Source organism: Streptomyces gelaticus (genome assembly GCF_014649535.1).
In the GTDB taxonomy this organism is placed as follows: Bacteria; Actinomycetota; Actinomycetes; order Streptomycetales; family Streptomycetaceae; genus Streptomyces; species Streptomyces gelaticus.
On the sequence record NZ_BMTF01000006.1, the window covers coordinates 355,093 to 380,146 of the forward strand.

Here is a 25,054-nt window from a genome sequence, read left to right on the forward strand (position 1 = left end):
GGACACCGGAAACGGTGTCCCCCTCTCTGTGAGGACACTCCCGATGTACAAGTTCTTCTTCCGGCTGGTCTTCCAGCGGATGGACCCGGAGCAGGCCCACTACCTGGCCTTCCGGTGGATCCGCCTCGCCGCCCGCATTCCCGTGCTGCGCACCTTCGTCGCCGCCGTGCTCGCGCCCCGGTACAAGGAGCTGCGGACCGAGGCCCTCGGTCTGCGGATGCACGGCCCCTTCGGCCTCGCCGCCGGTTTCGACAAGAACGCCGTCGCGATCGACGGCATGTCGATGCTCGGCTTCGACCACGTCGAGATCGGCACGGTCACCGGTGAGCCGCAGCCCGGCAACCCCAAGAAGCGCCTCTTCCGCCTCGTCGCGGACCGCGCGCTGATCAACCGCATGGGCTTCAACAACGAGGGCTCGGCCGCCGTCGCAGCGCGGCTGGCCGCCCGCAGGCCGGTCTTCCGGACCACGGTCGGCGTCAACATCGGCAAGACGAAGGTCGTGCCGGAGGCCGAAGCGGCCGGCGACTACGTCAAGTCCACCGAGCACCTGGCCGCCCACGCCGACTACCTGGTCGTGAACGTCTCCTCGCCCAACACCCCGGGGCTGCGCAACCTCCAGGCCACCGAGGCGCTGCGGCCCCTCCTCGGCGCGGTGCGCGAGGCGGCCGACCGGACCGTCACCGGGCGGCGGGTCCCGCTGCTCGTCAAGATCGCCCCGGACCTCGCGGACGAGGACGTCGACGCGGTCGCCGACCTCGCGGTCGAGCTGGGTCTGGACGGCATCATCGCGACCAACACCACCATCGCCCGCGACGGCCTCGGCCTGAAGTCCTCGCCGACCCTGACCGGGGAGACCGGCGGACTCTCCGGAGCACCTCTCAAGGCACGCTCCCTGGAGGTGCTGGGCCGCCTCTACGCGCGCGTGGGCGACCGGATCACCCTGGTGGGTGTCGGGGGCATCGATAACGCCGAGGACGCCTGGCAGCGCATCCTCGCCGGCGCCACGCTGGTCCAGGGCTACAGCGCCTTCATCTACGAGGGGCCGTTCTACGCCCGTGCCATCCACAAGGGCCTGGCCGCGCGCCTGGCCGCCTCCCCGTACGCCACCCTCGCCGAAGCCGTCGGCGCAGAAACCAGGAAGGCCACCGCATGAGCACCGAACCGTTCGGCGCGCGTCTGCGCCGCGCCATGGACACCCGCGGTCCGCTGTGCGTCGGCATCGACCCGCACGCCTCGCTGCTCACCGCCTGGGGCCTGAACGACGACGTCGCCGGGCTCGAACGCTTCACACGTACGGTCGTGGAGGCGCTGGCCGACCGGGTCGCGGTACTCAAGCCGCAGTCCGCGTTCTTCGAGCGCTTCGGCTCGCGCGGCATCGCCGTCCTGGAGAAGGCGGTCGCGGAGGCGCGGGCGGCCGGCGCGCTCGTGCTGATGGACGCCAAGCGCGGCGACATCGGCTCCACCATGGGCGCCTACGCGGCGACCTACCTGGACAAGGACTCACCGCTGTTCTCGGACGCGGTCACCGTTTCGCCGTACCTCGGCTTCGGTTCGCTGCGCCCGGCGCTCGACGCCGCGGTCCTGTCCGGCGCGGGCGTCTTCGTGCTCGCCCTCACCTCCAACCCGGAGGGCGCCGAGGTGCAGCGGGCCACCGCCGCCGACGGCCGCTCGCTGGCCCAGGTCATGCTCGACCACATGGCGGCCGAGAACGAGGGGATGACCCCGCTCGGCTCCGTCGGCGCGGTGGTCGGGGCCACGCTCGGGGACGCGGGAGCGGACCTGGCGATCAACGGCCCGCTGCTCGCTCCCGGGATCGGGGCGCAGGGCGCGACGCCCGCGGACCTGCCCGGTGTGTTCGGTGCCTCGGTGGGCCATGTGGTGCCCAGCGTGAGCCGCGGTGTGCTGAGCCAGGGGCCGGACGTGGCGGGGCTGCGCGAGGCCGCCGAGCGGCTCACGGACGAGATCCGGGCGGCCGTGGCAGGTAGGTGACTATGCCACGTAACAGGGTGTTGACTCTTTCCTGACCAAAAAACTCGGTTGTTATGCCTGAAATGTCCTGGTCGGCCGAGGCTGACCAGGACTTTTCGTTGGTTCTCGCTGACTCCGGCGGCCTTGGCCGCTAGTCTCCGACGAGAGCCGACGTACACAAGTGGTCCGTCGCTCACCTGGTGTGGAGCGTTCAGCTTCCTCACCGGTCCGTATCCGACAGATCGACATCCGAGGTGACGTAGGCGTGGCTCTTCCGCCCCTTACCCCTGAACAGCGCGCAGCCGCGCTCGAAAAGGCCGCCGCGGCTCGCCGGGAGCGGGCCGAGGTCAAGAATCGACTCAAGCACTCCGGCGCCTCCCTCCACGAGGTCATCAAGCAGGGCCAGGAGAACGACGTCATCGGCAAGATGAAGGTCTCCGCCCTCCTGGAGTCCCTGCCGGGCGTGGGCAAGGTCCGCGCCAAGCAGATCATGGAGCGGCTCGGCATCTCCGAGAGCCGCCGGGTCCGGGGTCTCGGCTCCAACCAGATCGCATCCCTGGAGCGCGAGTTCGGCGGCAGTGCCGCCTGACGTTCTCAGGCACTCCTGAGAACCTGGATAATCGCTCCATGGCTGCAACATCCCGGGGGACGTCCCCCGTACCCCCGGACGTACGTCCGCGGCTGACCGTGCTCTCCGGCCCCTCCGGGGTCGGCAAGAGCACGGTCGTCGCTCATATGCGCAAGGTCCACCCCGAGGTCTGGCTCTCGGTGTCGGCGACGACCCGCAGGCCGCGCCCCGGTGAGCGCAACGGTGTCCACTACTTCTTCGTGGACGACGAGGAGTTCGACAAGCTGATCGCCAACGGCGAACTGCTGGAGTGGGCCGAATTCGCGGGCAACCGCTACGGCACGCCCCGCCGTGCCGTGCTCGACCGCCTGGAGGCGGGCGAACCGGTGCTGCTGGAGATCGACCTTCAGGGCGCCCGGCTGGTCCGGCAGTCGATGCCGGACGCGCAGCTGGTCTTCCTGGCCCCGCCGAGCTGGGAGGAGCTGGTCCGCCGGCTCACCGGCCGCGGGACCGAGGCGCCCGATGTGATCGAGCGCCGGCTCGGCGCCGCCAGGGTCGAACTGGCCGCCGAGGCCGAGTTCGATACGACGCTGGTCAACACCTCGGTCGAGGACGTGGCCCGTGAGCTGCTAGCCTTGATGCTGGAGGTTTCCGGCCAACGTGCCGACGGCGACTGACGAAGTCGGCGCACAGCCACCGCGGATCTCCGCACCATGATCTCCGCACCGTCAAAGATTTCTTTGATCCCCCTTCGGAAGGCAGAGAGTGTCCTCTTCCATCACCACGCCCGAGGGCATCATCAACCCGCCGATTGATGAGCTCCTCGAGGCCACCGACTCGAAGTACAGCCTCGTGATCTACGCCGCCAAGCGCGCGCGCCAGATCAACGCGTACTACTCGCAGCTCGGCGAGGGTCTCCTGGAGTACGTCGGTCCGCTCGTCGACACGCACGTGCACGAGAAGCCGCTCTCGATCGCGCTCCGCGAGATCAACGCGGGCCTGCTCACCTCCGAGGCCATCGAGGGCCCCGCGCAGTAAGCAGGAATTGCACCTTCACCTCAGGCCCGGCGGCCACGGCTGCCGGGCCTGAGGTGTGTCCGGGGCGGCAGCCTCGGACCGGCCCCGGTGAGGCAGCATGGGGGTGTTCGTATCCGAGTGCGGGGAGACGCAGTGGACAAGCCGAAGGTCGTTCTGGGGGTCAGCGGGGGCATCGCCGCGTACAAGGCGTGCGAACTGCTGCGCCGGCTGACCGAGTCCGGTCACGACGTGCGTGTCGTGCCGACCGAGTCGTCGCTGCACTTCGTGGGAGCGGCCACCTGGTCGGCGCTCTCCGGTCACCCGGTCTCCACCGAGGTCTGGAAGGACGTCCACGAGGTGCCGCACGTCAGGATCGGACAGGGCGCCGACCTGGTGGTCGTGGCCCCCGCCACCGCCGACATGCTCGCCAAGGCGGCCCACGGCCTCGCGGACGACCTGCTCACCAACACGCTCCTCACCGCCCGCTGTCCGGTCGTCCTCGCGCCCGCCATGCACACCGAGATGTGGGAGCACCCCGCCACCCAGGAGAACGTCGCCACCCTGCGTCGCCGGGGCACCGTCGTCATCGAGCCCGCCGTCGGCCGGCTCACCGGCGTCGACACCGGCAAGGGCCGACTGCCCGATCCGGGGGAGATCTTCGAGGTCTGCCGCCGGGTGCTGGCCCGCGGACCCGTCGAACCCGACTTGGCCGGCCGCCATGTGGTCATCAGCGCGGGTGGTACGCGCGAACCGCTCGACCCGGTGCGCTACCTCGGCAACCGCTCCTCCGGCAAGCAGGGCTACGCCCTGGCCCGTACCGCGGTCGCCCGCGGCGCCCGGGTCACCCTCGTCGAGGCCAACACCGGACTGCCCGACCCGGCCGGCGCCGACGTCCTGCACGCGGGGACCGCCGTGCAGCTGCGCGAGGCCGTGCTGAAGGCCGCCGCCGACGCCGACGTGGTCGTGATGGCCGCGGCGGTCGCCGACTTCCGCCCCGCCGAGTACGCCACGGGGAAGATCAAGAAGAAGGACGGCCAGGAGCCCGCGCCCATCACGCTCGTCCGCAACCCCGACATCCTCGCCGAGGTGGCCGGCGAACGTGCCCGGCCGGAGCAGATCGTCGTCGGATTCGCCGCCGAGACCGACAACGTCCTCGCCAACGGCCGGGAGAAGCTCCGTCGCAAGGGCTGCGATCTCCTCGTCGTCAACGAGGTGGGGGAGCGCCGGACCTTCGGCTCCGAGGAGAACGAGGCGGTCGTGCTCGCGGCCGACGGCGGTGAGACCCAGGTGCCGTACGGGCCCAAGGAAGCGCTCGCCGACACGGTCTGGGATCTCGTGTCGTCGCGTCTCGGATGAAATTCGCGTGCCACGCCCGCACCCGGTCCGAAACCCTTGAAATATGGGCGTAAATGGCATTCTCCATGGCGGTGCGACCCGCGTCGGAGGGCCGTGCCGCAGGTCACAGAACTCCCAAAGGGCGAGACATGTTGTCCGCCGAACGAAAGCGACCGATAAACTGGGCCCGGATCGTGCCGGGCGCAGCTCCCGGCCGTCCGCCAAATGATCAGCCAGCAGCCGCTGCAACCCCAGGGAGCGATGTGTCCCGCCGTCTCTTCACCTCGGAATCCGTGACCGAGGGTCACCCCGACAAGATCGCTGACCAGATCAGCGACACCATTCTCGACGCACTGCTCCGCGAGGACCCCCGGTCCCGCGTCGCCGTCGAGACCCTGATCACCACCGGTCTGGTGCATGTTGCGGGTGAGGTCACGACCAAGGCCTACGCCGACATTCCGACCCTCGTACGCAACAAGGTCCTGGAGATCGGTTACGACTCCTCGAAGAAGGGCTTCGACGGCGCCTCCTGCGGTGTCTCGGTGTCCATCGGGGCGCAGTCTCCCGACATCGCGCAGGGTGTCGACACCGCGTACGAGAAGCGGGTCGAGGGCGACGAGGACGAGCTCGACAAGCAGGGCGCCGGCGACCAGGGACTGATGTTCGGCTACGCCTGCGACGAGACGCCCGAGCTCATGCCGCTCCCGATCTACCTCGCGCACCGTCTCTCCCGCCGGCTCTCCGAGGTCCGCAAGAACGGGACCATCCCGTACCTGCGCCCCGACGGCAAGACCCAGGTCACCATCGAGTACGACGGCGACAAGGCCGTCCGTCTCGACACGGTCGTCGTCTCCTCGCAGCACGCCAGCGACATCGACCTCGACTCGCTGCTCGCGCCCGACATCCGCGAGTTCGTCGTCGAGCACGTGCTCGGCCAGCTGATCGAGGACGGCATCAAGCTCGACACCGACGGCTACCGGCTGCTGGTCAACCCGACCGGGCGCTTCGAGATCGGCGGCCCGATGGGTGACGCCGGTCTGACCGGCCGCAAGATCATCATCGACACCTACGGCGGCATGGCCCGCCACGGCGGCGGCGCCTTCTCGGGCAAGGACCCGTCGAAGGTGGACCGCTCGGCCGCGTACGCCATGCGCTGGGTCGCCAAGAACGTCGTCGCCGCGGGCCTCGCCGCCCGTTGCGAGGTGCAGGTCGCGTACGCGATCGGCAAGGCGGAGCCGGTCGGTCTGTTCGTCGAGACGTTCGGCACCGCCGCCGTCGACACCGAGAAGATCGAGCACGCCATCGGCGAGGTCTTCGACCTCCGCCCGGCCGCGATCATCCGCGACCTCGACCTGCTCCGCCCGATCTACGCCCAGACCGCGGCCTACGGCCACTTCGGCCGGGAGCTGCCCGACTTCACCTGGGAGCGCACCGACCGCGTGGACGCGCTGCGCGCGGCCGCCGGGCTGTAGGTCCGCCGCCACTTCCGTCCGTTTGCCGGGGCCCGGACACCGCACATGGTGTCCGGGCCCCGGTATGTGCGGCCGCCGGTGCTGCCTCGACGGGGCCGCTGTCAGTGGTTTCTGGTAGGAATTTGGCTGTGAGCAGCGACAACGAGCGATCCGCGGATCCCGGCGACGGGGCCCCGGAGCAGCTTGCGCTGATCCGGGAGACGGTGCGCAAGGCGAAGGTGCCGCGGGCCAAGCCGCGGACCTGGCGCGGCGCCGCGCTCGCCAAGGAGCTGCCCGTCGCCCGGGTGCTGGTCAACAAGGGAGCGCTCCATCTCGACCAGTACTTCGACTACGCGGTGCCCGAGGAGCTGGACGCCGAGGCACAGCCCGGAGTGCGGGTACGCGTGCGCTTCGGGGCCGGAGGGCGCAATGTGCGCGGCGGCCGGCGCGAGGGCGGCGGGCTGATCGACGGCTTCCTCGTCGAGCGGCGCGCCGAATCGGACTACACGGGCGCCCTCGCGGCGCTCGCCTATGTGGTCTCACCCGAACCGGTGCTGGGGCCGGAGCTGCTCGCGCTCTCCCGAGCCGTCGCCGACCGGTACGCGGGCAGCCTCGCCGACGTGCTCCAGCTCGCCGTGCCGCCCCGGAACGGCAAGGCCGAGTCCAGGCCCTCGCCCGAGCCCCTGCCACCACCGCCCGCGCCGTCGGCGGGGAGCTGGGAGCGGTACGCGCAGGGGCCGGCATTCCTGCGGGCGCTGGCCGAGGGCGGGGCGCCCCGGGCCGTCTGGACCGCGCTGCCAGGACCCCACTGGCCCCAGGAGATCGCCAGAGCCATGGCCGCGACCCTCGCGTCCGGGCGCGGCGCCCTCGTCGTCGTCCCCGACGGCCGGGCCGCGGCGCGGGTGGACGCCGCGCTCACCGGCCTGCTCGGCCCGGGGCGCCACGCGCTGCTGACCGCCGACTCCGGGCCGGAGAAGCGGTACCGGGAGTGGCTCGCGGTGCGGCGCGGCTCGGTACGGGCGGTCGTGGGGACCAGAGCGGCGATGTTCGCCCCGGTCGCCGATCTCGGCCTGGTCGCCGTCTGGGACGACGGGGACACCAGCCACAGCGACGACAACGCCCCCTTCCCGCACGTGCGGGAGGTGCTCGAACTGCGGGCCGCGCACGGCCGGTGCGCCTTCCTGCTCGGCGGTACGAACTGCACGGTGGAGGCCGCCCAGCTGGTGGAGAGCGGCTGGGCGCTGCCGCTGCGCGCGGACCGGGAGCAGCTGCGGATCGCGGCGCCCCTGGTGCGTACGGTCGGCGACGGCGAGCTGGCGCGGGACGGTGCCGCAAGGGCCGCGCGGCTGCCCAGCCTGGCCTGGCAGACGGTACGGGACGGGCTGCGCAGCGGCCCCGTCCTGATCCAGGTGCCACGCCGCGGCTACGCGCCCCGGCTGGCCTGCGTGCGCTGCCGCGAGCCTGCCCGGTGCCGGCACTGCGCCGGACCGCTCCAGGCGCCCGACCAGCAGGGGCTCGACTGCGCCTGGTGCGGGCGGGCCGAGACCGCCTGGCACTGCGTCGCCTGCGGTTCCAGCCGATTGCGGGCCCAGATAGTCGGCGCCCGGCGTACGGCCGAGGAGCTCGGCCGGGCATTCCCCGCCGTCCCGGTGCGGACCTCCGGCCGCGATCACATCCTCGACTCGGTGCCGGACGCGCCCGCACTGGTCGTCAGCACTCCCGGCGCCGAGCCGGTGGCCGAGGGCGGCTACGCGGCCGCGCTGCTGCTGGACGGCTGGGCCATGGTCGGCCGGCCCGATCTGCGGGCGGGCGAGGAGGCGCTGCGCCGGTGGACGGCCGCGGCCTCGCTGGTGCGGGGGCAGCCGGAGGGCGGCACGGTGGTGGTCGTCGCCGAGCCGACACTGCGGCCGGTCCAGGCCCTGGTGCGCTGGGACCCGGTCGGTCACGCCCGCCGTGAGCTCGCGGAGCGGGCCGAGCTGGGCTTCCCCCCGGTGTCCCGGATGGCCTCGGTGACGGGCGCCCCCCCGGCGCTGGCCGCCTTTCTCGCGGCGGCCGAGCTGCCGCCGGAGGCCGAGGTGCTGGGCCCGGTCCCGGTGCCGGCCGGCGGATCGGGCAGGCCCCGCAGGCCCGGGGACGCACCGCCGGGGGAGCCCTGGGAGCGGGCGCTGCTCCGGGTGCCGCCGGGCAGCGGGGCGGCACTGGCGGCCGCGCTGAAGGCCGCGCAGGCGGCGCGGATGTCCCGGGGGAGCGGTGAGCAGGTCCGGATCAGGGTGGATCCGCTGGACATCGGGTGACGGCGCGGACATGAGGCTGCCCCGCCGCGCGTCGGGTGCGGCGGGGCAGTGGTGGACGGGTGGGTCAGCCGTTGCGCGGGCCGGGGAAGGCGCCGGGGCGCAGATCCTCGCGCCGTGCCGGGCGGTCCAGCGACGGCTGCGGCGGCATGGAGCGTGCGGCGGGTACGGCGGGCGTGCTGCCGGGGCCGGGCACGCCGGGCAGGGCGCGAGGCACCGCGTTCTCCCCGGCGGCTTCGGCCGCCCCCGGCTGCCGGGCGTTGCGCCGTGCGCCGTAGCGGCGGTGCACGGCCTGCTTGGTGACCCCGAGCGCGGAGCCCACCGCGTCCCAGGAGAAGCCCAGCGAGCGGTCGAAGTCGACCGCGGCGGTGACCAGGGTCTCGACGCTGTCGCGCAGTTCCTGGGCCAGCCTGACGGTGGGGGCCGGGGCCCTGCCGTAGACGACGAAGCCCGTGGACGGGCCGGAGCGGCGCGGACGGTAGACGTTGCCCAGTTGGGCGGTGAGCGTGCGCAGCGCGTCCACCTGCCGCCGGACCCGCTCGATGTCCCGCACCAACAGATGCAGACTGGCCCTCGCTTGGGCGTCGTGGGTTGCGTGGTCGGCCATGAAGAAGCCTCTCGAACCGGCGTTGAAAGGGATCGGGCCGCACCGTGGCGGCCCGCTTCGGTCAATCTCTCTTGACCAACGCCTCAGCTGCGGATCTGGTCACGCTGCAGGGGCGCGTGCACCCTTCCAAGGGGCGCACACTCATGCGTACGCCCCCCGGCCGCCCGCCCCATAGACTTATGCGTTGCTCGTCACCGCACGTTCCGGCCCGAGAGGCAGTCAGCCACCCATGAAGCTCGTCTTCGCCGGCACCCCCGAGGTAGCCGTACCCGCCCTGGACGCCCTGATCGCCTCCGACCGGCACGAGGTGGCCGCCGTCGTGACCCGGCCCGACGCCCCAGCCGGGCGGGGCCGCCGACTGGTCGCCAGCCCGGTCGCCGAGCGGGCCGAGGAGGCCGGCATCGAGGTGCTCAAGCCCGCCCGGCCGCGCGACGAGGACTTCCTCGCCCGGCTGCGGGAGATCGCCCCGGACTGCTGTCCGGTCGTCGCCTACGGGGCGCTGCTTCCCGAGGAGGCGCTCGCCGTACCCGCCCGCGGCTGGGTCAATCTCCACTTCTCGCTGCTGCCCGCCTGGCGCGGTGCGGCCCCCGTGCAGCACGCGGTCATGGCCGGGGACGAGGTGACCGGCGCATCGACCTTCCTGATCGAGAAGGGGCTCGACTCCGGCCCGGTGTACGGCGTGCTCACCGAGGAGGTGCGCCCCACCGACACCAGTGGCGACCTGCTCACCCGGCTGGCGTTCGCCGGCGCGGGGCTGCTCGCCGCGACCATGGACGGCATCGAGGACGGCACGCTGCACGCCGTGCCGCAGCCGGCCGAGGGCATCACCCTCGCCCCGAAGATCACCGTCGAGGACGCCCAGGTGCAGTGGTCGGCGCCCGCACTGCGGGTCGACCGCGTGGTGCGCGGCTGCACCCCCGCTCCCGGGGCCTGGACGCTCTTCCGGGGAGAACGGCTGAAGCTGATCCAGGCGGTGCCCGTCCTGGACCGCGCAGATCTGGCGCCCGGCGAGCTGTCCGCCGCCAAGAACAACGTCTACGTGGGCACCGGATCGCACGCCGTCGAGCTGCTCTGGGTCCAGCCGCAGGGCAAGAAGCCGATGCGGGCCGCGGACTGGGCCCGCGGGGTGCGGATCGCCCACGGCGAGCTGCTGGGGGTCTGAGGCCCTGCCCCACCGGGGCGGCGACGTAGGCTGGGAGGGTTCGCCCCCTCACCGTCAGCGGAGCACCTTTCACGTGAACGACCAGCAGCGTCGCCGTCCCGCCAAGCCGCATCGCCGCCCCAGGAAGGACCCGGTCCGGTTCCTCGCCTTCGAAACCCTCAGGGCCGTCGACGAACGGGACGCGTACGCCAACCTCGTCCTGCCCCCGCTGCTGAAGAAGGCACGCGCCAAGGGCGACTTCGACAACCGGGACGCGGCGCTGGCGACCGAGCTGGTCTACGGCACGCTGCGCCGCCAGGGGACGTACGACGCGATCGTCGCGGCCTGCATCGACCGGCCGCTGCGTGAGGTCGACCCGCCGGTCCTGGACGTGCTCAATATGGGCGTGCACCAGCTGCTCGGCACCCGTATCCCCACCCACGCCGCGGTCTCCGCCAGCGTGGAGCTGGCCCGGGTGGTGCTCGGCGAAGGGCGGGCCAAGTTCGTCAACGCCGTGCTGCGCAAGGTCTCCGCGGACGACCTCGACGGCTGGGTGGCCCGGGTGGCCCCGCCCTACGAGGAGGACCCCGAGGACCACCTCGCGGTCGTGCACTCGCATCCGCGCTGGGTGGTCTCGGCCCTGTGGGACGCGCTGGGCGGCGGCCGGGCCGGGATCGAGGACCTCCTCGAAGCGGACAACGAACGGCCGGAGGTCACCCTGGTCGCCCGCCCCGGCCGCTCCACCACCGACGAGCTGCTCACTGCCCTCGGCGACGGGAACGGCCTGCCGGGGCGCTGGTCGCCCTATGCCGTACGGATGGCGGAGGGCGGCGAGCCCGGGGCGCTGGCCGCCGTCCAGGAGGGCCGGGCGGGGGTCCAGGACGAGGGCAGCCAGCTGGTCGCCGCCGCCCTCGCCAACGCGCCGGTGGAGGGCAGCGACAACCGCTGGCTCGACGGCTGCGCGGGCCCCGGCGGCAAGGCCGCCCTGCTCGCCGCGCTCGCCGCCGAACGGGGCGCCGCCCTGCTCGCCGCCGAGAAGCAGCCGCACCGTGCCCGTCTCGTCGAGCGCGCGCTGGCCGGCAACCCCGGGCCGTACCAGGTGATCACCGCCGACGGCACCCGCCCGCCGTGGCGGCCCGGCGGTTTCGACCGGGTCCTGATGGACGTGCCCTGCTCGGGCCTCGGAGCCCTGCGCCGCCGCCCGGAGGCTCGCTGGCGGCGCCGCAAGGAGGACCTGGAGAACTTCGCGTCGCTTCAACGTGCCCTGCTGCGCGAGGCGTTGAAGGCCGTACGGGTCGGCGGCGTCGTCGGCTACGCGACCTGTTCGCCGCATCTCGCGGAGACCCGGGTCGTCGTCGACGACGTGCTCAGGGGCCGGGGCGGTCAGCCCGTCGAGGCCGAGTGGGTGGACGCCCGCCCGCTGATGCCGGGCGTGCCCGCGCTGGGAGACGGCCCCGACGTCCAGCTCTGGCCGCATCTGCACGGCACGGACGCGATGTATCTGGCCCTGCTCCGGCGTACCGCCTGAACCGGCCGATGCGGCCCGCGGCCGCCCGAAGCACCCGCCGCGGGCCGAAACGCCCGTATCGCGCGGAGAGGGCGCCTCGATCGCGCGAACTGTAATGATCCCGTGAGGCTTTGGCCCGCGCTGGGGCGGGGAAGCGGTGCGGAACATGGCAGGCTTGGGACATGGCCCAGATCAACCCCAGCATCCTGTCCGCCGACTTCGCCCGCCTCGCCGAGGAGGCGAAGGCGGTCGAAGGTGCCGACTGGCTCCACGTCGATGTGATGGACAACCACTTCGTGCCCAATCTGACCCTCGGCGTGCCGATCGTCGAATCGCTCAGCCGGGCCACAAAGACCCCGCTGGACTGCCATCTGATGATCGAGGACCCCGACCGCTGGGCGCCCCGGTACGTCGAGGCGGGCGCCGGTTCCGTCACCTTCCACGCGGAGGCCGCGGCGGCCCCCGTACGGCTGGCGCGGGAGATCCGGGCCAAGGGCGCCCGTGCCTCCATGGCGCTCAAGCCCGCGACGCCCATCGAGCCGTACGAGGACCTGCTCCCCGAGCTCGACATGCTGCTGATCATGACGGTGGAGCCGGGCTTCGGCGGCCAGGCATTCCTGGACATCATGCTGCCGAAGATCCGCCGCACCCGTGAGCTGATCTCCAAGCACGGTCTCGAACTGTGGCTCCAGGTCGACGGCGGCGTCTCGGAGTCCACCATCGAGCGGTGCGCCGAGGCCGGTGCGGACGTCTTCGTCGCGGGTTCGGCGGTGTACGGGGCGGCGGACCCGGCCGAAGCGGTGCGGGCCCTGCGCGCCAAGGCCGACGGGGCCACCGCCTCGGCGGCCTGGGCGTGCGGTCACTGACACCGGGACCGACGCCTGCTGCCGATTGCGGGTCGGCCGGGCCAAGGGCAGATGAATGCGGTCCGACGGGACCGGTCAGGAAACGCCGGATCTGACAGGATGAACGGCGTATCGAGAGTGTGAACAGCAGTGAGGAGATCGCGGTGTCTGCAATGTCGGCGGGCCGGTCCGCCCTGCGGATGGGGCCCGCGGAGCTGGTGCAGGCGGCGGCCATGGCCCGCCGCTTCTACCTCGAGGGAAAGTCGAAGATCCAGATCGCCGAGGAGTTCGGCGTCAGCCGCTTCAAGGTGGCCCGGGTCCTGGAGACGGCTCTTGAGCGCGATCTCGTACGGATCGAGATCCGCGTCCCCGCCGAGCTGGACGCCGAGCGTTCCGACGCGCTCCGCGCGCGCTACGGGCTGCGTCACGCGGTCGTCGTCGAATCCCCGGCCGAGGAGCAGGACGACGCACCGGACCCGGAGAACCTGGGCGAGGTCGCGGCCGATCTCCTCGGCGAACTGGTGAACGAGGGCGATGTGCTCGGGCTGGCCTGGGGCCGGTCCACCATCCACATGGCCGCGGCGCTCGACCGGCTGCCGCCGTGCACGGTCGTCCAGCTCACCGGGGTGTACGACGCGGGGACGGCCGAACGCGGCTCCGTCGAGGCGGTCCGGCGGGCCGCCCAGGTGTCCGGCGGCGAGGCCCACCCCATCTACGCCCCGATGCTGCTCCCCGACCCGGCCACGGCCGCCGCGCTGCGCCACCAGACCGGCATCGCCCGCGCCTTCGAGTACTTCGACAAGGTGACGGTCGCGGCGGTCTCCATCGGCTCCTGGGAGCCGGGCATCTCGACCGTCCACGACATGCTCAGCGACGAGGAGCGGGCGCACTACGCCTCGCTCGGCGTCGCGGCGGAGATGTCGGCGCACCTCTTCGACACCGAGGGCCGGCGGGTCGGGCGGGACCTGGGGGAGCGGTGCATCACGGTCGAGGCCGACCGGCTGCGCCGGATCCCCGAGGTGGTGGCGATCGCGGGCGGCCAGCGCAAGGCCGCGGCGATCGGGGCGGTGCTGCGGTCCGGGCTCGTCACCAGCCTGGTGACGGACACGGCGGCGGCGGACTATCTGCTGACGGAATCCGCGGCGCCGCAGCGGCCTGCGCTGGAGCGGGCCGACCCGGACGGCGCCTGAGCGGTCCCGGGGCTGCGGGCAAGCGAGAGGCCCGGACGGCGCGCGGCGCTGTCCGGGCCTCCCGGCCCGGCGGGGCTCAGTCCCGGGCCGGGCCCAGGACCGTCGCCTCCAGATACTCCTCCGGCTCCTCGTACTGGCTCACATCGGCCGGGTTGTAGCGCGGGGTCTGCCGCGACCAGTCGAGATTGCCGCGCATCCAGCTCCGCATGCCGTCCAGATACGGCGCGAGCATCCAGGACAGCTGCGGGTACGCGGTCAGCAGCTCGGACTCGGCGGTGAGGAAGCGTTCCGTCTCCGCCGCGATCCGGGCGCAGACGTGTTCGAGCGCCTGCCGCTCGCCGTAGCCGCGATGGTGCCGGACCAGGTGGACGAGATTGTGGATCTCGCCGAGCACCTGCTCCTTCTCGTACGAATACACGTCGTTGGCCCAGCACACGACGTTGCACGAGGCTTCCAGCGCGGTGATGAACCGGGAGTCGTTGTGGATCGACTCGGGAGCCTCGATCCCGGCCACGATCTCTATCAGGTCCATGCAGACGTGTATCGCGCCGGTGTGGCGCCGCTGGGCGATGTACGTCTCCTCGGACGGCACCACGCCGCCGGCCCGGTTCCCCGCCTCCCAGGTGGTGGTGGTCGTGAGGTACGTGGTGAGGTGCCAGCCGAACCGGGTGCGCCAGTGCGGGGCGGCGGCCGGTGTCGTGCGCTTCCACAGATCGGCCAGCGCGACCACGGCGGCGGGGAGCGGTCCGTCCGGCAGGGTGCCCGGGGTGTCGCTCTCGATCACGGCGCGCATCAGCTCGACCACGTCGCGCACGGGCTCGGGGCTGCGGCCGAGATGGCCGTCGTCGAGCTGGTCGTCGACGAGAAAGAGCCAGACGAACCAGTCGGCGACGAGGTCGAGATTCTCGGCGTCCGCGGTCGGGTACACCATGCCGACGAACGATCCGAAGTCCGCCTGCTCGAAGCGGTTCCTGGCCGAATCGCGATGGACCAGACCTGTGTTGCGCGTCCATTCGTCGAGGTGGACCCGGGTTTGCCCGACGTGCGGGTTGGTTCGCTGGGGGAACGGGCAGTAGATGTCCGGCAGTTCGCTCTCCACGGGTGGGTCGTGATCCTCTCCGGTCGTACGTGTGACGGAAGTTGTTGCCCTTCCGGCTGTTCCTCCGGGGCGTAGACAAGACCCACGGGACCTGCGGGTTTGAAGCTACCTGACCGCTTGTCACCAGGTCCAGGGCAGATGATCGCGAATGATTCCCATGTCCTTCGGGTAGGGTCCGCCGACAAGGCGGTTTCCACCTGCCCGGGGCTCCCGCCCGGCCCTGTTGGAGGAACATACGAACACGGGTGCCTTTTGTTGTGTCTTCGAGGACGCGACCCGCTCCGTTTCGTATGAAAAAATGAGCGTTATGCGTTTTCTTGAGCCCGGAACTGGTCGTTACACAGACTCCCCCTCGGTCCCGTACGACCTCACATACGACGACGTCTTCATGGTCCCGGGCCGTTCGGCAGTCGGTTCCCGCCAGGGTGTCGATCTCTCCTCGCCCGATGGCACCGGCACCACCATCCCGCTCGTCGTGGCGAACATGACGGCCATCGCGGGCCGCCGGATGGCCGAAACAGTCGCCCGCCGCGGCGGTCTCGTCGTCATCCCGCAGGACATCCCGATCGAGGTCGTCACCGATGTCATCTCCTGGGTGAAGACGCGGCACCTGGTGCTCGACACACCGATCGTGCTGACCCCGGGCCAGACGGTCGCCGACGCCCTGTCGCTGCTGCCGAAGCGTGCGCACGGCGCGGGAGTCGTCGTCGACGAGGAGCAGCGGCCTCTCGGTGTCGTCACCGAGCACGACCTGGCCGGCGTCGACCGCTTCACCCAGCTCTCCGAGGTCATGTCCAAGGATCTGGTGCTGCTCGACTCGGGCATCGACCCGCGCGACGCGTTCAACAAGCTGGACGGCGCCAACCGCAAGCTCGCTCCCGCCGTCGACGCGGACGGTCGGCTGGTCGGCCTCCTCACCCGCAAGGCCGCGCTGCGGGCCACCCTGTACACCCCCGCCACCGACGCCGGGGGCAGGCTGCGGATCGCCGCCGCCGTCGGGATCAACGGCAACGTCGCGGGCAAGGCCAAGCAACTCCTCGACGCGGGTGTCGACACACTCGTCGTGGACACCGCCCACGGCCACCAGGAGTCCATGATCAACGCGGTCCGGGCCGTCCGTGCGCTCGACCCGCAGGTCCCGATCGTCGCGGGCAACATCGTCGCCGCCGAGGGGGTGCGTGACCTCGTCGAGGCCGGCGCGGACATCATCAAGGTGGGTGTCGGGCCCGGCGCCATGTGCACCACCCGGATGATGACCGGTGTGGGCCGGCCGCAGTTCTCCGCCGTTCTGGAGTGCGCCGCCGAGGCGAGGAAGTACGGCAAGCACGTCTGGGCGGACGGCGGTGTCCGGCACCCGCGCGATGTCGCCATGGCGCTCGCCGCCGGCGCGTCCAACGTGATGATCGGCTCCTGGTTCGCCGGTACGTACGAGTCGCCCGGCGACCTCCAGCAGTCCGCCGACGGCCGCTTCTACAAGGAGTCCTTCGGCATGGCGTCCGCGCGCGCCGTGAAGAACCGTACATCGGACGAGTCCGCGTACGACCGGGCCCGCAAGGCGCTCTTCGAGGAGGGCATCTCCACCTCGCGGATGTTCCTCGACCCGGCCAGGCCCGGCGTCGAGGACCTGATCGACTCGATCATCGCGGGCGTCCGCTCCTCCTGCACCTATGCCGGTGCGGCCTCCCTGGCGGAGTTCACGGAGAAGGCGGTCGTCGGGGTGCAGAGCGCCGCCGGATACGCCGAGGGCAAGCCGCTGCACGCCAGCTGGAACTGATCCCGGAGTACCGCGACGCCGGTGCCCCTCCAGGCCGTTCGGCCGGGAGGGGCACCGGTGTTTCCGGATACTTCCGCCGGGGGAACGGATGACCGGTTCCGGACCTCGTCGAACCCCCAATTGCCGCTCGGCCTAAGTAACATGAATCCCAATCAGCTGCCCGTTCCTGCGTGGTAAGGGATCTCATGTCCTTCTTCACCGACCTGGCCCATCAGTACATCGACGGAGAGTGGAGGCCGGGCAAGGGTTCCTGGGACATCATCGACTTCAATCCGTACAACGGCGAGAAGCTCGCCTCGATCACGGTCGCCACGGCCGACGAGGTGGACCAGGCCTACCGGTCCGCGCAGGACGCCCAGCGGGCCTGGGGCGACACCAACCCGTACACCAGGCGGACGGTGCTGGAGCGGGCGCTGCGCATCGTCGAGGAGCGCGAGTCCGAGATCGGTGACGCGATCGTCGCGGAGCTGGGCGGCACCCGGCTGAAGGCGGCCTTCGAGCTGCATCTCGCCAAGGAGTTCCTGCGGGAGTCGGTCCAGCTCGCGCTGCGGCCCACCGGGCAGATACTGCCCTCGCCGACCGAGGGCAAGGAGAACCGCGTCTACCGGGTGCCCGTCGGCGTCGTGGGCGTCATCAGCCCCTTCAACTTCCCCTTCCTGCTGTCCCTGAAGTCGGTCGCCCCCGCCCTGGCGCTCGGCAACGCGGTGGTGCTCAAGCCGCACCAGAACACCCCGGTCTGCGGCGGCACCCTGGTGGCGAAGGTGTTCGAGGAGGCCGGGCTGCCGGCCGGCCTGCTGAACGTCGTGGTCACCGACATCGCCGAGATCGGCGACGCCCTGCTGGAGCACCCCGTTCCCCAGGTCATCTCCTTCACCGGCTCGGACAAGGTGGGACGGCACGTCGCCACGGTCTGCGCGGCGAACCTGAAGCGCGCCGTGCTCGAACTCGGCGGCAACAGCGCGCTGATCGTTCTCGACGACGCCGATCTGGACTACGCCGTGGACGCGGCCGTGTTCAGCCGGTACGTGCACCAGGGCCAGGTCTGCATGGCCGCCAACCGGATCCTGGTCGACCGGGCGGTGGAGCAGGAGTTCACCGAGAAGTTCGTCGCCAAGGTCGCCTCGCTACCCGTCGGTGACCCGGCCGCCCCGGGGACCGTGATCGGTCCGCTGATCAACTCCTCGCAGGCCGAGGCCATTTCCTCGCTCGTCGAGCAGGCCGTGGCGGCCGGTGCGACGGCCCTGCTGCACGGCCGGACCGAGGGCAATCTGGTGAGCCCGTCCGTGCTGACCGCCCTGGCCGCCGATTCCCCCGTCCTGTCCCAGGAGATCTTCGGGCCGGTCGCGCTCATCGTGCCGTTCGACGGCGAGGACGAGGCGGTGCGGATCGCCAACGACACCCCGTACGGACTGAGCGGCGCGGTGCACACCGGCGACATCGAGCGCGGCGTGCGGATCGGGCAGCGCATTCACACCGGCATGATCCACATCAACGACGGCACGGTCCACGACGAGCCGATCGTCCCCTTCGGCGGCGAGAAGAGCTCCGGCCTCGGCCGGCTGAACGGCGACGCGATGGCCGAGGCCTTCACCACCCAGAAGTGGATCTCGGTGCAGCACGGCCGCTCGCAGTTCCCGTTCTGACCGGTCACGCTCTGCGGTGAGCGCGCCGGGTCGCGCGCTCCATGGTCTACTTCGGGGGCGGCCCGTGCCGCCCCCGAAACCGGACATCGCAGAGATGGTGAACCGCCCGAAGTGCGCCTGAACGACCTCGACGAACGCATCGTCCACGCCCTCGCCGAAGACGCCCGGCGCTCCTATGCCGACATCGGCGCGATGATCGGCCTGTCCGCGCCCGCCGTGAAACGCCGGGTGGACCGGCTGCGCGCCGAGGGCGCCATCACCGGCTTCACGGTCCGGGTGGACCCGGCGGCACTGGGCTGGGAGACCGAGGGGTTCATCGAGATCTACTGCAGCCGCAACACCTCGCCAGAGGCGATCAAGCAGGGGCTCGCGCGCTATCCGGAGATCGCGTCGGCCTCCACGGTGACGGGGGAGGCCGACGCGATCGTGCAGGTCTTCGCCGCGGACATGCGCCACTTCGAGCAGGTTCTGGAGCGGATCGCGGGCGAGCCGTACGTGGAACGGACGAAGTCCGTGCTGGTGCTGTCCCCACTGCTGCGACGGTACTCCTCGGGCGCGCCGGAGTAGGTACCGCGCGCCGGGCCGCGTGAGACCTGAGTCACCCCTATTGACCTGCGAAGACGTCCCACGCAATGAATCGCCGCGCACGGCCGTCGGCGCGCAACGGATCGACGGTGCACGCGCAACGCTCGCGCCTTGTCCGGTGCGAGCGGCGGACCGTACCTTCGATACGTCCCCGCCCAGCCCGCACCGCCCGAGGTCAGCCATGCCGCCGTTGCGCACCGCCCTGCTCCAGAACTCCGGACGCCCCGGGCACGTGGCCGAGAACATCGAGGTGCTCGACGGAGCCGCGCGGCGGGCGGCGGACGCCGGGGCGCGGCTGCTGGTCTGTCCTGAGCTCTTCCTGACCGGATACGCGATCGGGGCCGAGGTGCCGCGGCTGGCCGAGCCGGCCGACGGGCCGTCCGCCCTGGCCGTCGGCGAGATCGCCGCCCGGCACGGGCTCGCCGTCCTCTACGGCTACCCGGAGCGCGCGGGCGAGCAGATCTTCAACGCAGCGCAGCTCATCGGGCCGGACGGCACGGCGCTCGCGAACTACCGCAAGACCCACCTCTTCGGCGGCTTCGAGCAGGAGTGGTTCACCCCGGGCGAGCAGGCCGTGGTCCAGGCCGAGCTGGACGGCGTACGCATCGGGATCGTGATCTGTTACGACGTGGAGTTCCCGGAGAACGTCCGCGCCCACGCCCTCGCGGGCACCGATCTGCTCCTGGTGCCCACCGCGGTGATGCACCCCTTCCAGTTCGTCGCCGAGTCCGTCGTGCCCGTCCGCGCCTTCGAGAACCAGATGTACGTGGCGTACGTCAACAGGACCGGCCAGGAGGGCGAGTTCGAGTTCGTCGGGCTGAGCTGTCTGGCCGGTCCCGACGGCGCCGTCCGCAGCCGCGCCGGACGCGGCAAGGAACTGGTCGTCGGCGAGGTGGACCCCGCGCTGCTGAGCGCCTCGCGCGCCGCCAACCCGTATCTGCACGACCGCCGCCCCGGTCTGTACGGCTCACTCGTCTGAGCCCGCCCTCCCCGTACCAACTGTTCAACCGCGCAAGGAGTCCGTACCCCATGACGTCCACGGTGCCCAACGCCGTCCAGCACACCGACGCCACCGAGCCGATCACGATGTTCGGGCCGGACTTCCCCTACGCGTACGACGACTTCCTGGCGCACCCCGCCGGCATCGGGCAGATCCCGGCGACCGAGCACGGCACCGAGGTGGCCGTCATCGGCGGCGGGCTCTCCGGCATCGTCGCCGCGTACGAGCTGATGAAGATGGGGCTCAAGCCCGTCGTCTACGAGGCGGACCGGATCGGCGGCCGGCTGCGCACCGTCGGCTTCGAGGGCTGCGATCCACAGCTCACCGCCGAGATGGGTGCCATGCGCTTCCCGCCCTCCTCCACCGCGCTCCAGCACTACATCGACCTGGTCGGCCTGGAGACGAAGCCGTTCCCCAACCCGCTCTCCGCGGCCACCCCGTCGACCGTCGTCGACCTCAAGGGCGAGTCGCACTACGCGCGGACCATCGAGGACCTGCCGCAGGTCTACCGCGACGTGATGGACGCCTGGAACCGCTGCCTGGAGGAGGGCGCGGACTTCTCCGACATGAACCGCGCGATGCGCGAGCGCGACGTGCCGCGCATCCGGGAGATCTGGGCGGAGCTCGTCCGCAAGCTCGACAACCAGACCTTCTACGGATTCCTCTGCGACTCCGACGCCTTCCAGTCGTTCCGGCACCGGGAGATCTTCGGCCAGGTCGGTTTCGGCACCGGCGGCTGGGACACCGACTTCCCCAACTCCATCCTGGAGATCCTGCGCGTCGTCTACACCGAGGCGGACGACCACCACCGGGGCATCGTCGGCGGCAGCCAGCAGCTCCCGCTGCGGCTCTGGGACCGCGAGCCGCAGAAGATCGTCCACTGGCCGCTCGGTACGTCGCTCTCCTCGCTGCACGACGGCGAGCCCCGGCCCGCCGTGACCCGGCTGAACCGCACCGCCGGCAACCGGATCACCGTCACCGACGCCACCGGTGACATCCGTACCTACCCGGCCGCGATCTTCACCGGCCAGTCCTGGCTGCTGCTCTCGAAGATCGACTGCGACGACGCGCTCTTCCCGATCGACCACTGGACGGCGATGGAGCGCACCCACTACATGGAGTCGTCCAAGCTCTTCGTGCCCGTCGACCGGCCGTTCTGGCTCGACAAGGACGAGGCCACGGGGCGGGACACCATGTCGATGACGCTCACCGACCGGATGACCCGGGGGACGTACCTCCTGGACGACGGTCCCGACCGGCCCGCCGTCATCTGCCTCTCGTACACCTGGTGCGACGACAGCCTGAAGTGGCTGCCGCTCTCCCCGAACGAGCGCATGGACGTCATGCTGAAGTCGCTCGGCGAGATCTATCCGGACGTCGACATCCGGAAGCACGTCATCGGCAACCCGGTGACGGTGTCCTGGGAGAACGAGCCGTGGTTCATGGGCGCGTTCAAGGCCAACCTGCCGGGCCACTACCGCTACCAGCGGCGGCTGTTCACCCACTTCATGCAGGACCGGCTGCCCGCCGACCGACGGGGGCTGTTCCTGGCGGGCGACGACATCTCCTGGACGGCCGGCTGGGCCGAGGGCGCCGTACAGACCGCGCTCAACGCCGTCTGGGGTGTGATGACCCAGTTCGGCGGCGCGACCGATGCGACGAACCCCGGCCCCGGCGACGTCTTCGACGACATCGCCCCGGTCGAACTCCCGGAGGACTGAGACCCGTTCGGTGCTACGCGGGCCGGCAGACGCTGCGCTGCCGGCCGAGGCCCGAAATCTCGACCTCCATCACATCGTCCGGGCCCAGGTAGGGGAAGCGGCCGGACAGCGCCACACCCTGCGGGGTACCGGTGTTGATGATGTCGCCGGGCTCCAGCACCAGGTACTGCGACAGATGGTGCACCAGATGCGCCACGCTGAAGATCATGTCCGCGGTGCCGGAGTCCTGCCGCGGCTCGCCGTTGACAAAGCTGCGCAGCCGCAGCTGCTGCGGGTCGGCGACCTCGTCGGCCGTCACCAGCACCGGGCCGAGCGGGTTGAACGTGGCGCAGCTCTTGCCCTTGGACCACTGCCCGCCCGACTCCTCCAGCTGGAAGGCGCGTTCGGAGACGTCGTTGCTGACGGCGTAGCCCGCGATGTGCGCGGCGGCGTCGGCGGGGGAGTCCAGGTAGGAGGCGCGGCGGCCGATGACGACGGCCAACTCCACCTCCCAGTCCGTCTTCTTCGAGCCGCGCGGGATCAGCACGTCGTCGTAGGGCCCGACGACGGTGTTGGGCGACTTGTAGAAGAGGATCGGCTGCTCGGGCGGTTCGGCACCCGACTCCGCCGCGTGGGCCGCGTAGTTCTGGCCGATGCAGAGCAGCGCGGAGGGGCGGGCCACCGGGGCGCCGATCCGCAGCCCCGTGATGTCGGTCTCCGGGAGCACCGGCTCGGCGGGCACCAGGTGCGGATCGTCGGCGAGCGCGGCGAGGAACGCGCCGTCGATGTCGTCGGTGATGCCGGACAGGTCGTAGTGACGGCCCTCGGGGCAGACGAGGACCGGACGCTCGTGGCCCGGCTCGCCGATGCGCATCAGTCGCATGAAGTGAAATCTCCTGAAAAGTAAGGGGGTTGGGGCACTCGGCCCCAGGTCCGTCCGGCGGGTCATGGCCGGGGTCGCGGCCCTGACCCGCCGGACAGGCTCTAGTGCAGGCGGGTGAGGGCGTCGGCGGTGACGGCGTGGGCCGGGGGGCGCCCGGCGAGCAGCCGCAGCACCTCGTCGACCGCGCTCGCACCGAGCCGCTGCCGGCACTCGACGCTGCCGGCCGCCTGGTGCGGGGTGAGCAGCACGTTCGGCAGCGAGCGGAAGGGGTGGCCGGTGGGCAGCGGCTCGGCGTCGAAGACATCGATCGCCGCGTCCAGCCGGCCCGTGGACAACTCGGCGAGGAGTGCGTCCTCGTCGACCAGCCACGACCTGGCGGTGTTGACCAGACCCGCTCCGTCCGGCATCAGCGCCAGCTGCTCGGCGCCGATCATCCGACGGGTCTCCTCGGTGACCGGTGCGTGCACGGCCACGATCCTGCTGCGCGACAGCAGCGTCTCCAGCGGGACGGACTCCACCCCGAGGGCCTCTGCGTCCGCGTCGGACAGATACGGGTCGGTGACGCACACCCGCGCGCCCATCGCCCGCACCAGGGCGATGTAGGCGCGCCCGGTACGGGAGGCGCCGATCACGCCGATGTCGCTGCCGTGGATCTCGTGGCGCGGCGGGGCCTCGCTCGCCGCACCCCACTCCAGCCCGCCGCGCAGGGCGTGGTCGAAGCGGTGGACGCGGTGGAGCAGCGAGAGCGTGAACGCGAGGGCCACCTCGGCGACCGGACGAGCCATCTCGTCACCGGCCTGCGTGACCAGGATGCCCCGCCGGAACACCTCCTCGGTGACATAGGGCGCGACCGCCGAACCGGTGTGCGCCACCAGCTCCAGCCGGTCGGCCGACGCGAGGAGCCCGGCATCCACCTTCGGCGCCCGCCACGAGGTGATCAGCGCACGGGCACCGGGCAGCGCGGCCACGACCGCCGCCCGGTCCCAGTGGTCGTCGACGACGGTGAGTTCGGCCGCCCGCTCCAGCTGCCGCCACACCTCGGCGGTGAAGAACTGGGCTCGCAGGCCCGGCGGTACGGCGACGACCACCCGGGAGCGGCCGGCAGGGTCAGGAGAGCCAGTCATCGAGGTGCTCCGCAACGAAGGCGTCATCGGTCAGCCAAGGGTAGGCCGTGGCCACCCGGCTGATCTCCTCGGCCTGTCCGGGGGAGAGCGTCTCGGCCGGGTCCAGGCACCTGATGTTCGCCAGCAGGCCCTGGCGGCGCAGCACTTCGTGGACCCCGGCGATGCAGCCGCGGAACGCGCCGCGCACATCGAAGACCGCGCTGTTGGCGTCGGTCAGTTCGGGGCGCCGGGTCAGGCAGCGCACCATCGCCTCGTGGTCACCGGCGCGTGCCCTGCGGACGTCGTCGAGGAGGGTCACCGCGGAGCCGGTCCACACGGCCCACTGGCCGAGGAGCCCGCCCGCGAACCAGCGCGGCCCGCCGCCCGCCGTCTCGTACGGGGTGAGCAGATCACCGATGATGTCGTCGTCGTTGCCGGTGTACAGCGCCACCTCGTCGGCCCGGTCCGCGGCGGCCACGGCACGTACGACATCGGCGGTGCGGTAGCGGTCGAACGGGGCGATCTTCACCGCGGCGGTGTTCGGCAGATCGGTGAACGAGGACCAGAAGTGCGGCGACAGGTAGCGTCCGCCGACCGCCTCCTGGAGGTAGAAGCCGATCACCGGCAGCACCTCGCCGACCGCCCGCGCCCGGTCCAGCAGGCCCTTCTCGTCCGCGCCGGGCACGGCCGGGCTGAGCAGCACCGCGTCGTAACCGAGCTCGGCCGCGGTCTCGGCCTCGGCGACGGCCTGCGCCGTGTAGCCGCAGGTACCGGCGACCTTGATGAACGGACGGCCGGCCTCGGCGTCGATCGTCTCGGCGGCGAGTTCCAGGACCGGCCGGAACAGACCGACCTCCGGTTCGCGGATCTCGAACTGGGTGGTGTGCACGGCGACGGCGACGCCGCCCGCGCCCGAGGCGAGGTAGTAGCGGGTCAGGGCACGCTGCCGGCGCTCGTCGAAGGAGCCGTCGTCGTGCAGGGCGAGCGGGTGCGCGGGGATCACCGCACCGTGGGCGAGCGCGTCCAGGGCGGGGGTCTGCGCGAGGGAGGGAGTGGACATGGAGTGGATCAGAACCTTCCGTCACGGACCTGGAACTTGGTGGGCTTGCCGGACAGCGGCAGCCCGCGGCGCAGCCAGTCGGCCTGCCATTCGACGAGGGTGCGCAGGGTGACGTCCGGGTAGCCGAAGAGGGCGTGGCAGCGGCTTGCGTCGGAGAGCAGCGCGGTGGGCGCCTCCTCGCCGGCGAAGACCGGCTCCTTGCCGAACTCCTCGCCGAACCATTGGGCGATGCGCCGTATGGATGCGGTTTCGGGGCCGGTGAGGTTGAGGGTGAACGCCTCGCCGTC

22 protein-coding genes and 1 pseudogene are annotated in these 25,054 nt (G+C 71.6%); 17 read left to right on the forward strand and 6 right to left on the reverse strand.

Features of this window, described 5'->3' with window-relative positions; translation table 11 throughout:
• Positions 1-43: 43 nt before the first annotated feature.
• The 8 genes from IE107_RS12225 (at position 44) to IE107_RS12260 (ending at position 8,633) form a co-directional block, all read left to right on the forward strand.
• The gene (locus IE107_RS12225) at positions 44-1,153 is read left to right on the forward strand and encodes a quinone-dependent dihydroorotate dehydrogenase (RefSeq protein ID WP_189543747.1); all 1,110 of its coding nucleotides are present in this window, start codon (positions 44-46) and stop codon (positions 1,151-1,153) included.
• Positions 1,150-1,989 carry an orotidine-5'-phosphate decarboxylase gene (gene pyrF, locus IE107_RS12230; RefSeq protein WP_189543748.1) on the forward strand — a complete coding sequence of 280 codons (840 nt, stop codon included), beginning with the start codon at positions 1,150-1,152 and terminating at the stop codon, positions 1,987-1,989. The genes IE107_RS12225 and pyrF overlap by 4 nt, the downstream gene beginning before the upstream one ends.
• A gap of 244 nt (positions 1,990-2,233) precedes the next feature.
• On the forward strand, positions 2,234-2,557 hold the full coding sequence (locus IE107_RS12235; RefSeq protein ID WP_014157387.1) for an integration host factor: 324 nt from the start codon (positions 2,234-2,236) through the stop codon (positions 2,555-2,557).
• A gap of 38 nt (positions 2,558-2,595) precedes the next feature.
• Positions 2,596-3,213 carry a guanylate kinase gene (gene gmk / locus IE107_RS12240; protein ID WP_189543749.1) on the forward strand — a complete coding sequence of 206 codons (618 nt, stop codon included), beginning with the start codon at positions 2,596-2,598 and terminating at the stop codon, positions 3,211-3,213.
• Positions 3,214-3,301: 88 nt separating this feature from the next.
• Positions 3,302-3,574 (forward strand): DNA-directed RNA polymerase subunit omega, encoded by a 273-nt coding sequence (gene rpoZ, locus IE107_RS12245; protein ID WP_003970369.1) that lies wholly within the window; start codon positions 3,302-3,304, stop codon positions 3,572-3,574.
• Positions 3,575-3,706: 132 nt separating this feature from the next.
• Positions 3,707-4,909 carry a bifunctional phosphopantothenoylcysteine decarboxylase/phosphopantothenate--cysteine ligase CoaBC gene (gene coaBC, locus IE107_RS12250; protein WP_189543750.1) on the forward strand — a complete coding sequence of 401 codons (1,203 nt, stop codon included), beginning with the start codon at positions 3,707-3,709 and terminating at the stop codon, positions 4,907-4,909.
• Positions 4,910-5,151: 242 nt separating this feature from the next.
• Positions 5,152-6,360 (forward strand): methionine adenosyltransferase, encoded by a 1,209-nt coding sequence (gene metK, locus IE107_RS12255; protein ID WP_189543751.1) that lies wholly within the window; start codon positions 5,152-5,154, stop codon positions 6,358-6,360.
• A 128-nt stretch (positions 6,361-6,488) separates the two neighbouring features.
• A complete protein-coding gene (locus IE107_RS12260) occupies positions 6,489-8,633 on the forward strand; it encodes a primosomal protein N' (protein WP_189543752.1) in 2,145 nt (714 codons plus the stop codon).
• Between the two features lie 64 nt (positions 8,634-8,697).
• On the opposite strand, the gene IE107_RS12265 is transcribed toward IE107_RS12260, so the two are convergent.
• Entirely contained in the window at positions 8,698-9,237 is a 540-nt protein-coding gene (locus IE107_RS12265) for a hypothetical protein (RefSeq protein ID WP_189543753.1), read from the reverse strand.
• Positions 9,238-9,466: 229 nt separating this feature from the next.
• On the opposite strand from IE107_RS12265, the gene fmt reads away from it, so the two are divergent.
• The 4 genes from fmt (at position 9,467) to IE107_RS12285 (ending at position 13,920) form a co-directional block, all read left to right on the forward strand.
• Positions 9,467-10,399 carry a methionyl-tRNA formyltransferase gene (fmt, locus tag IE107_RS12270; RefSeq protein ID WP_189543754.1) on the forward strand — a complete coding sequence of 311 codons (933 nt, stop codon included), beginning with the start codon at positions 9,467-9,469 and terminating at the stop codon, positions 10,397-10,399.
• A 73-nt stretch (positions 10,400-10,472) separates the two neighbouring features.
• Positions 10,473-11,906, forward strand: coding sequence for an RsmB/NOP family class I SAM-dependent RNA methyltransferase (locus IE107_RS12275; protein WP_189543755.1), 1,434 nt, complete (start codon positions 10,473-10,475; stop codon positions 11,904-11,906).
• 161 nt (positions 11,907-12,067) lie between these two features.
• Positions 12,068-12,751 carry a ribulose-phosphate 3-epimerase gene (gene rpe, locus IE107_RS12280; RefSeq protein WP_189543756.1) on the forward strand — a complete coding sequence of 228 codons (684 nt, stop codon included), beginning with the start codon at positions 12,068-12,070 and terminating at the stop codon, positions 12,749-12,751.
• 152 nt (positions 12,752-12,903) lie between these two features.
• Positions 12,904-13,920: a sugar-binding transcriptional regulator gene (locus IE107_RS12285; RefSeq protein WP_189543786.1), complete on the forward strand. Its 1,017-nt coding sequence runs from the start codon at positions 12,904-12,906 to the stop codon at positions 13,918-13,920.
• 76 nt (positions 13,921-13,996) lie between these two features.
• Here the strand turns inward: IE107_RS12285 and IE107_RS12290 are convergent, their stop codons facing one another.
• Positions 13,997-15,019: a terpene synthase family protein gene (locus tag IE107_RS12290; RefSeq protein WP_189543757.1), complete on the reverse strand. Its 1,023-nt coding sequence runs from the start codon at positions 15,017-15,019 to the stop codon at positions 13,997-13,999.
• Positions 15,020-15,326: 307 nt separating this feature from the next.
• Between IE107_RS12290 and IE107_RS12295 the strand changes: the two genes are divergently transcribed.
• From IE107_RS12295 to IE107_RS12315, 5 genes are all read left to right on the forward strand, one after another.
• The gene (locus IE107_RS12295) at positions 15,327-16,793 is read left to right on the forward strand and encodes a GuaB1 family IMP dehydrogenase-related protein (protein ID WP_189543758.1); all 1,467 of its coding nucleotides are present in this window, start codon (positions 15,327-15,329) and stop codon (positions 16,791-16,793) included.
• A gap of 185 nt (positions 16,794-16,978) precedes the next feature.
• Positions 16,979-18,436, forward strand: a complete 1,458-nt coding sequence (locus IE107_RS12300; RefSeq protein WP_189543759.1) for an aldehyde dehydrogenase family protein — start codon at positions 16,979-16,981, stop codon at positions 18,434-18,436.
• Between the two features lie 111 nt (positions 18,437-18,547).
• Entirely contained in the window at positions 18,548-19,003 is a 456-nt protein-coding gene (locus tag IE107_RS12305; protein WP_189543760.1) for an Lrp/AsnC family transcriptional regulator, read from the forward strand.
• A gap of 199 nt (positions 19,004-19,202) precedes the next feature.
• Entirely contained in the window at positions 19,203-20,000 is a 798-nt protein-coding gene (locus IE107_RS12310; RefSeq protein WP_189543761.1) for a carbon-nitrogen hydrolase family protein, read from the forward strand.
• Between the two features lie 50 nt (positions 20,001-20,050).
• Positions 20,051-21,742, forward strand: a complete 1,692-nt coding sequence (locus tag IE107_RS12315) for a flavin monoamine oxidase family protein (protein WP_189543762.1) — start codon at positions 20,051-20,053, stop codon at positions 21,740-21,742.
• 13 nt (positions 21,743-21,755) lie between these two features.
• Here IE107_RS12315 and IE107_RS12320 read toward each other — a convergent pair whose 3' ends face one another.
• The 4 genes and pseudogenes from IE107_RS12320 to IE107_RS12335 all read right to left on the reverse strand — a co-directional run.
• Positions 21,756-22,604 (reverse strand): fumarylacetoacetate hydrolase family protein, encoded by an 849-nt coding sequence (locus tag IE107_RS12320; RefSeq protein ID WP_189543763.1) that lies wholly within the window; start codon positions 22,602-22,604, stop codon positions 21,756-21,758.
• A gap of 101 nt (positions 22,605-22,705) precedes the next feature.
• Complete coding sequence (locus IE107_RS12325; protein WP_189543764.1) at positions 22,706-23,728, reverse strand: hydroxyacid dehydrogenase; 1,023 nt, start codon at positions 23,726-23,728, stop codon at positions 22,706-22,708.
• The gene (locus IE107_RS12330; RefSeq protein WP_189543765.1) at positions 23,712-24,767 is read right to left on the reverse strand and encodes a dihydrodipicolinate synthase family protein; all 1,056 of its coding nucleotides are present in this window, start codon (positions 24,765-24,767) and stop codon (positions 23,712-23,714) included. The genes IE107_RS12325 and IE107_RS12330 overlap by 17 nt, the downstream gene beginning before the upstream one ends.
• Before the next feature lie 8 nt (positions 24,768-24,775).
• Positions 24,776-25,054 (reverse strand): annotated as a pseudogene (locus IE107_RS12335) (epimerase); the annotation flags it as partial.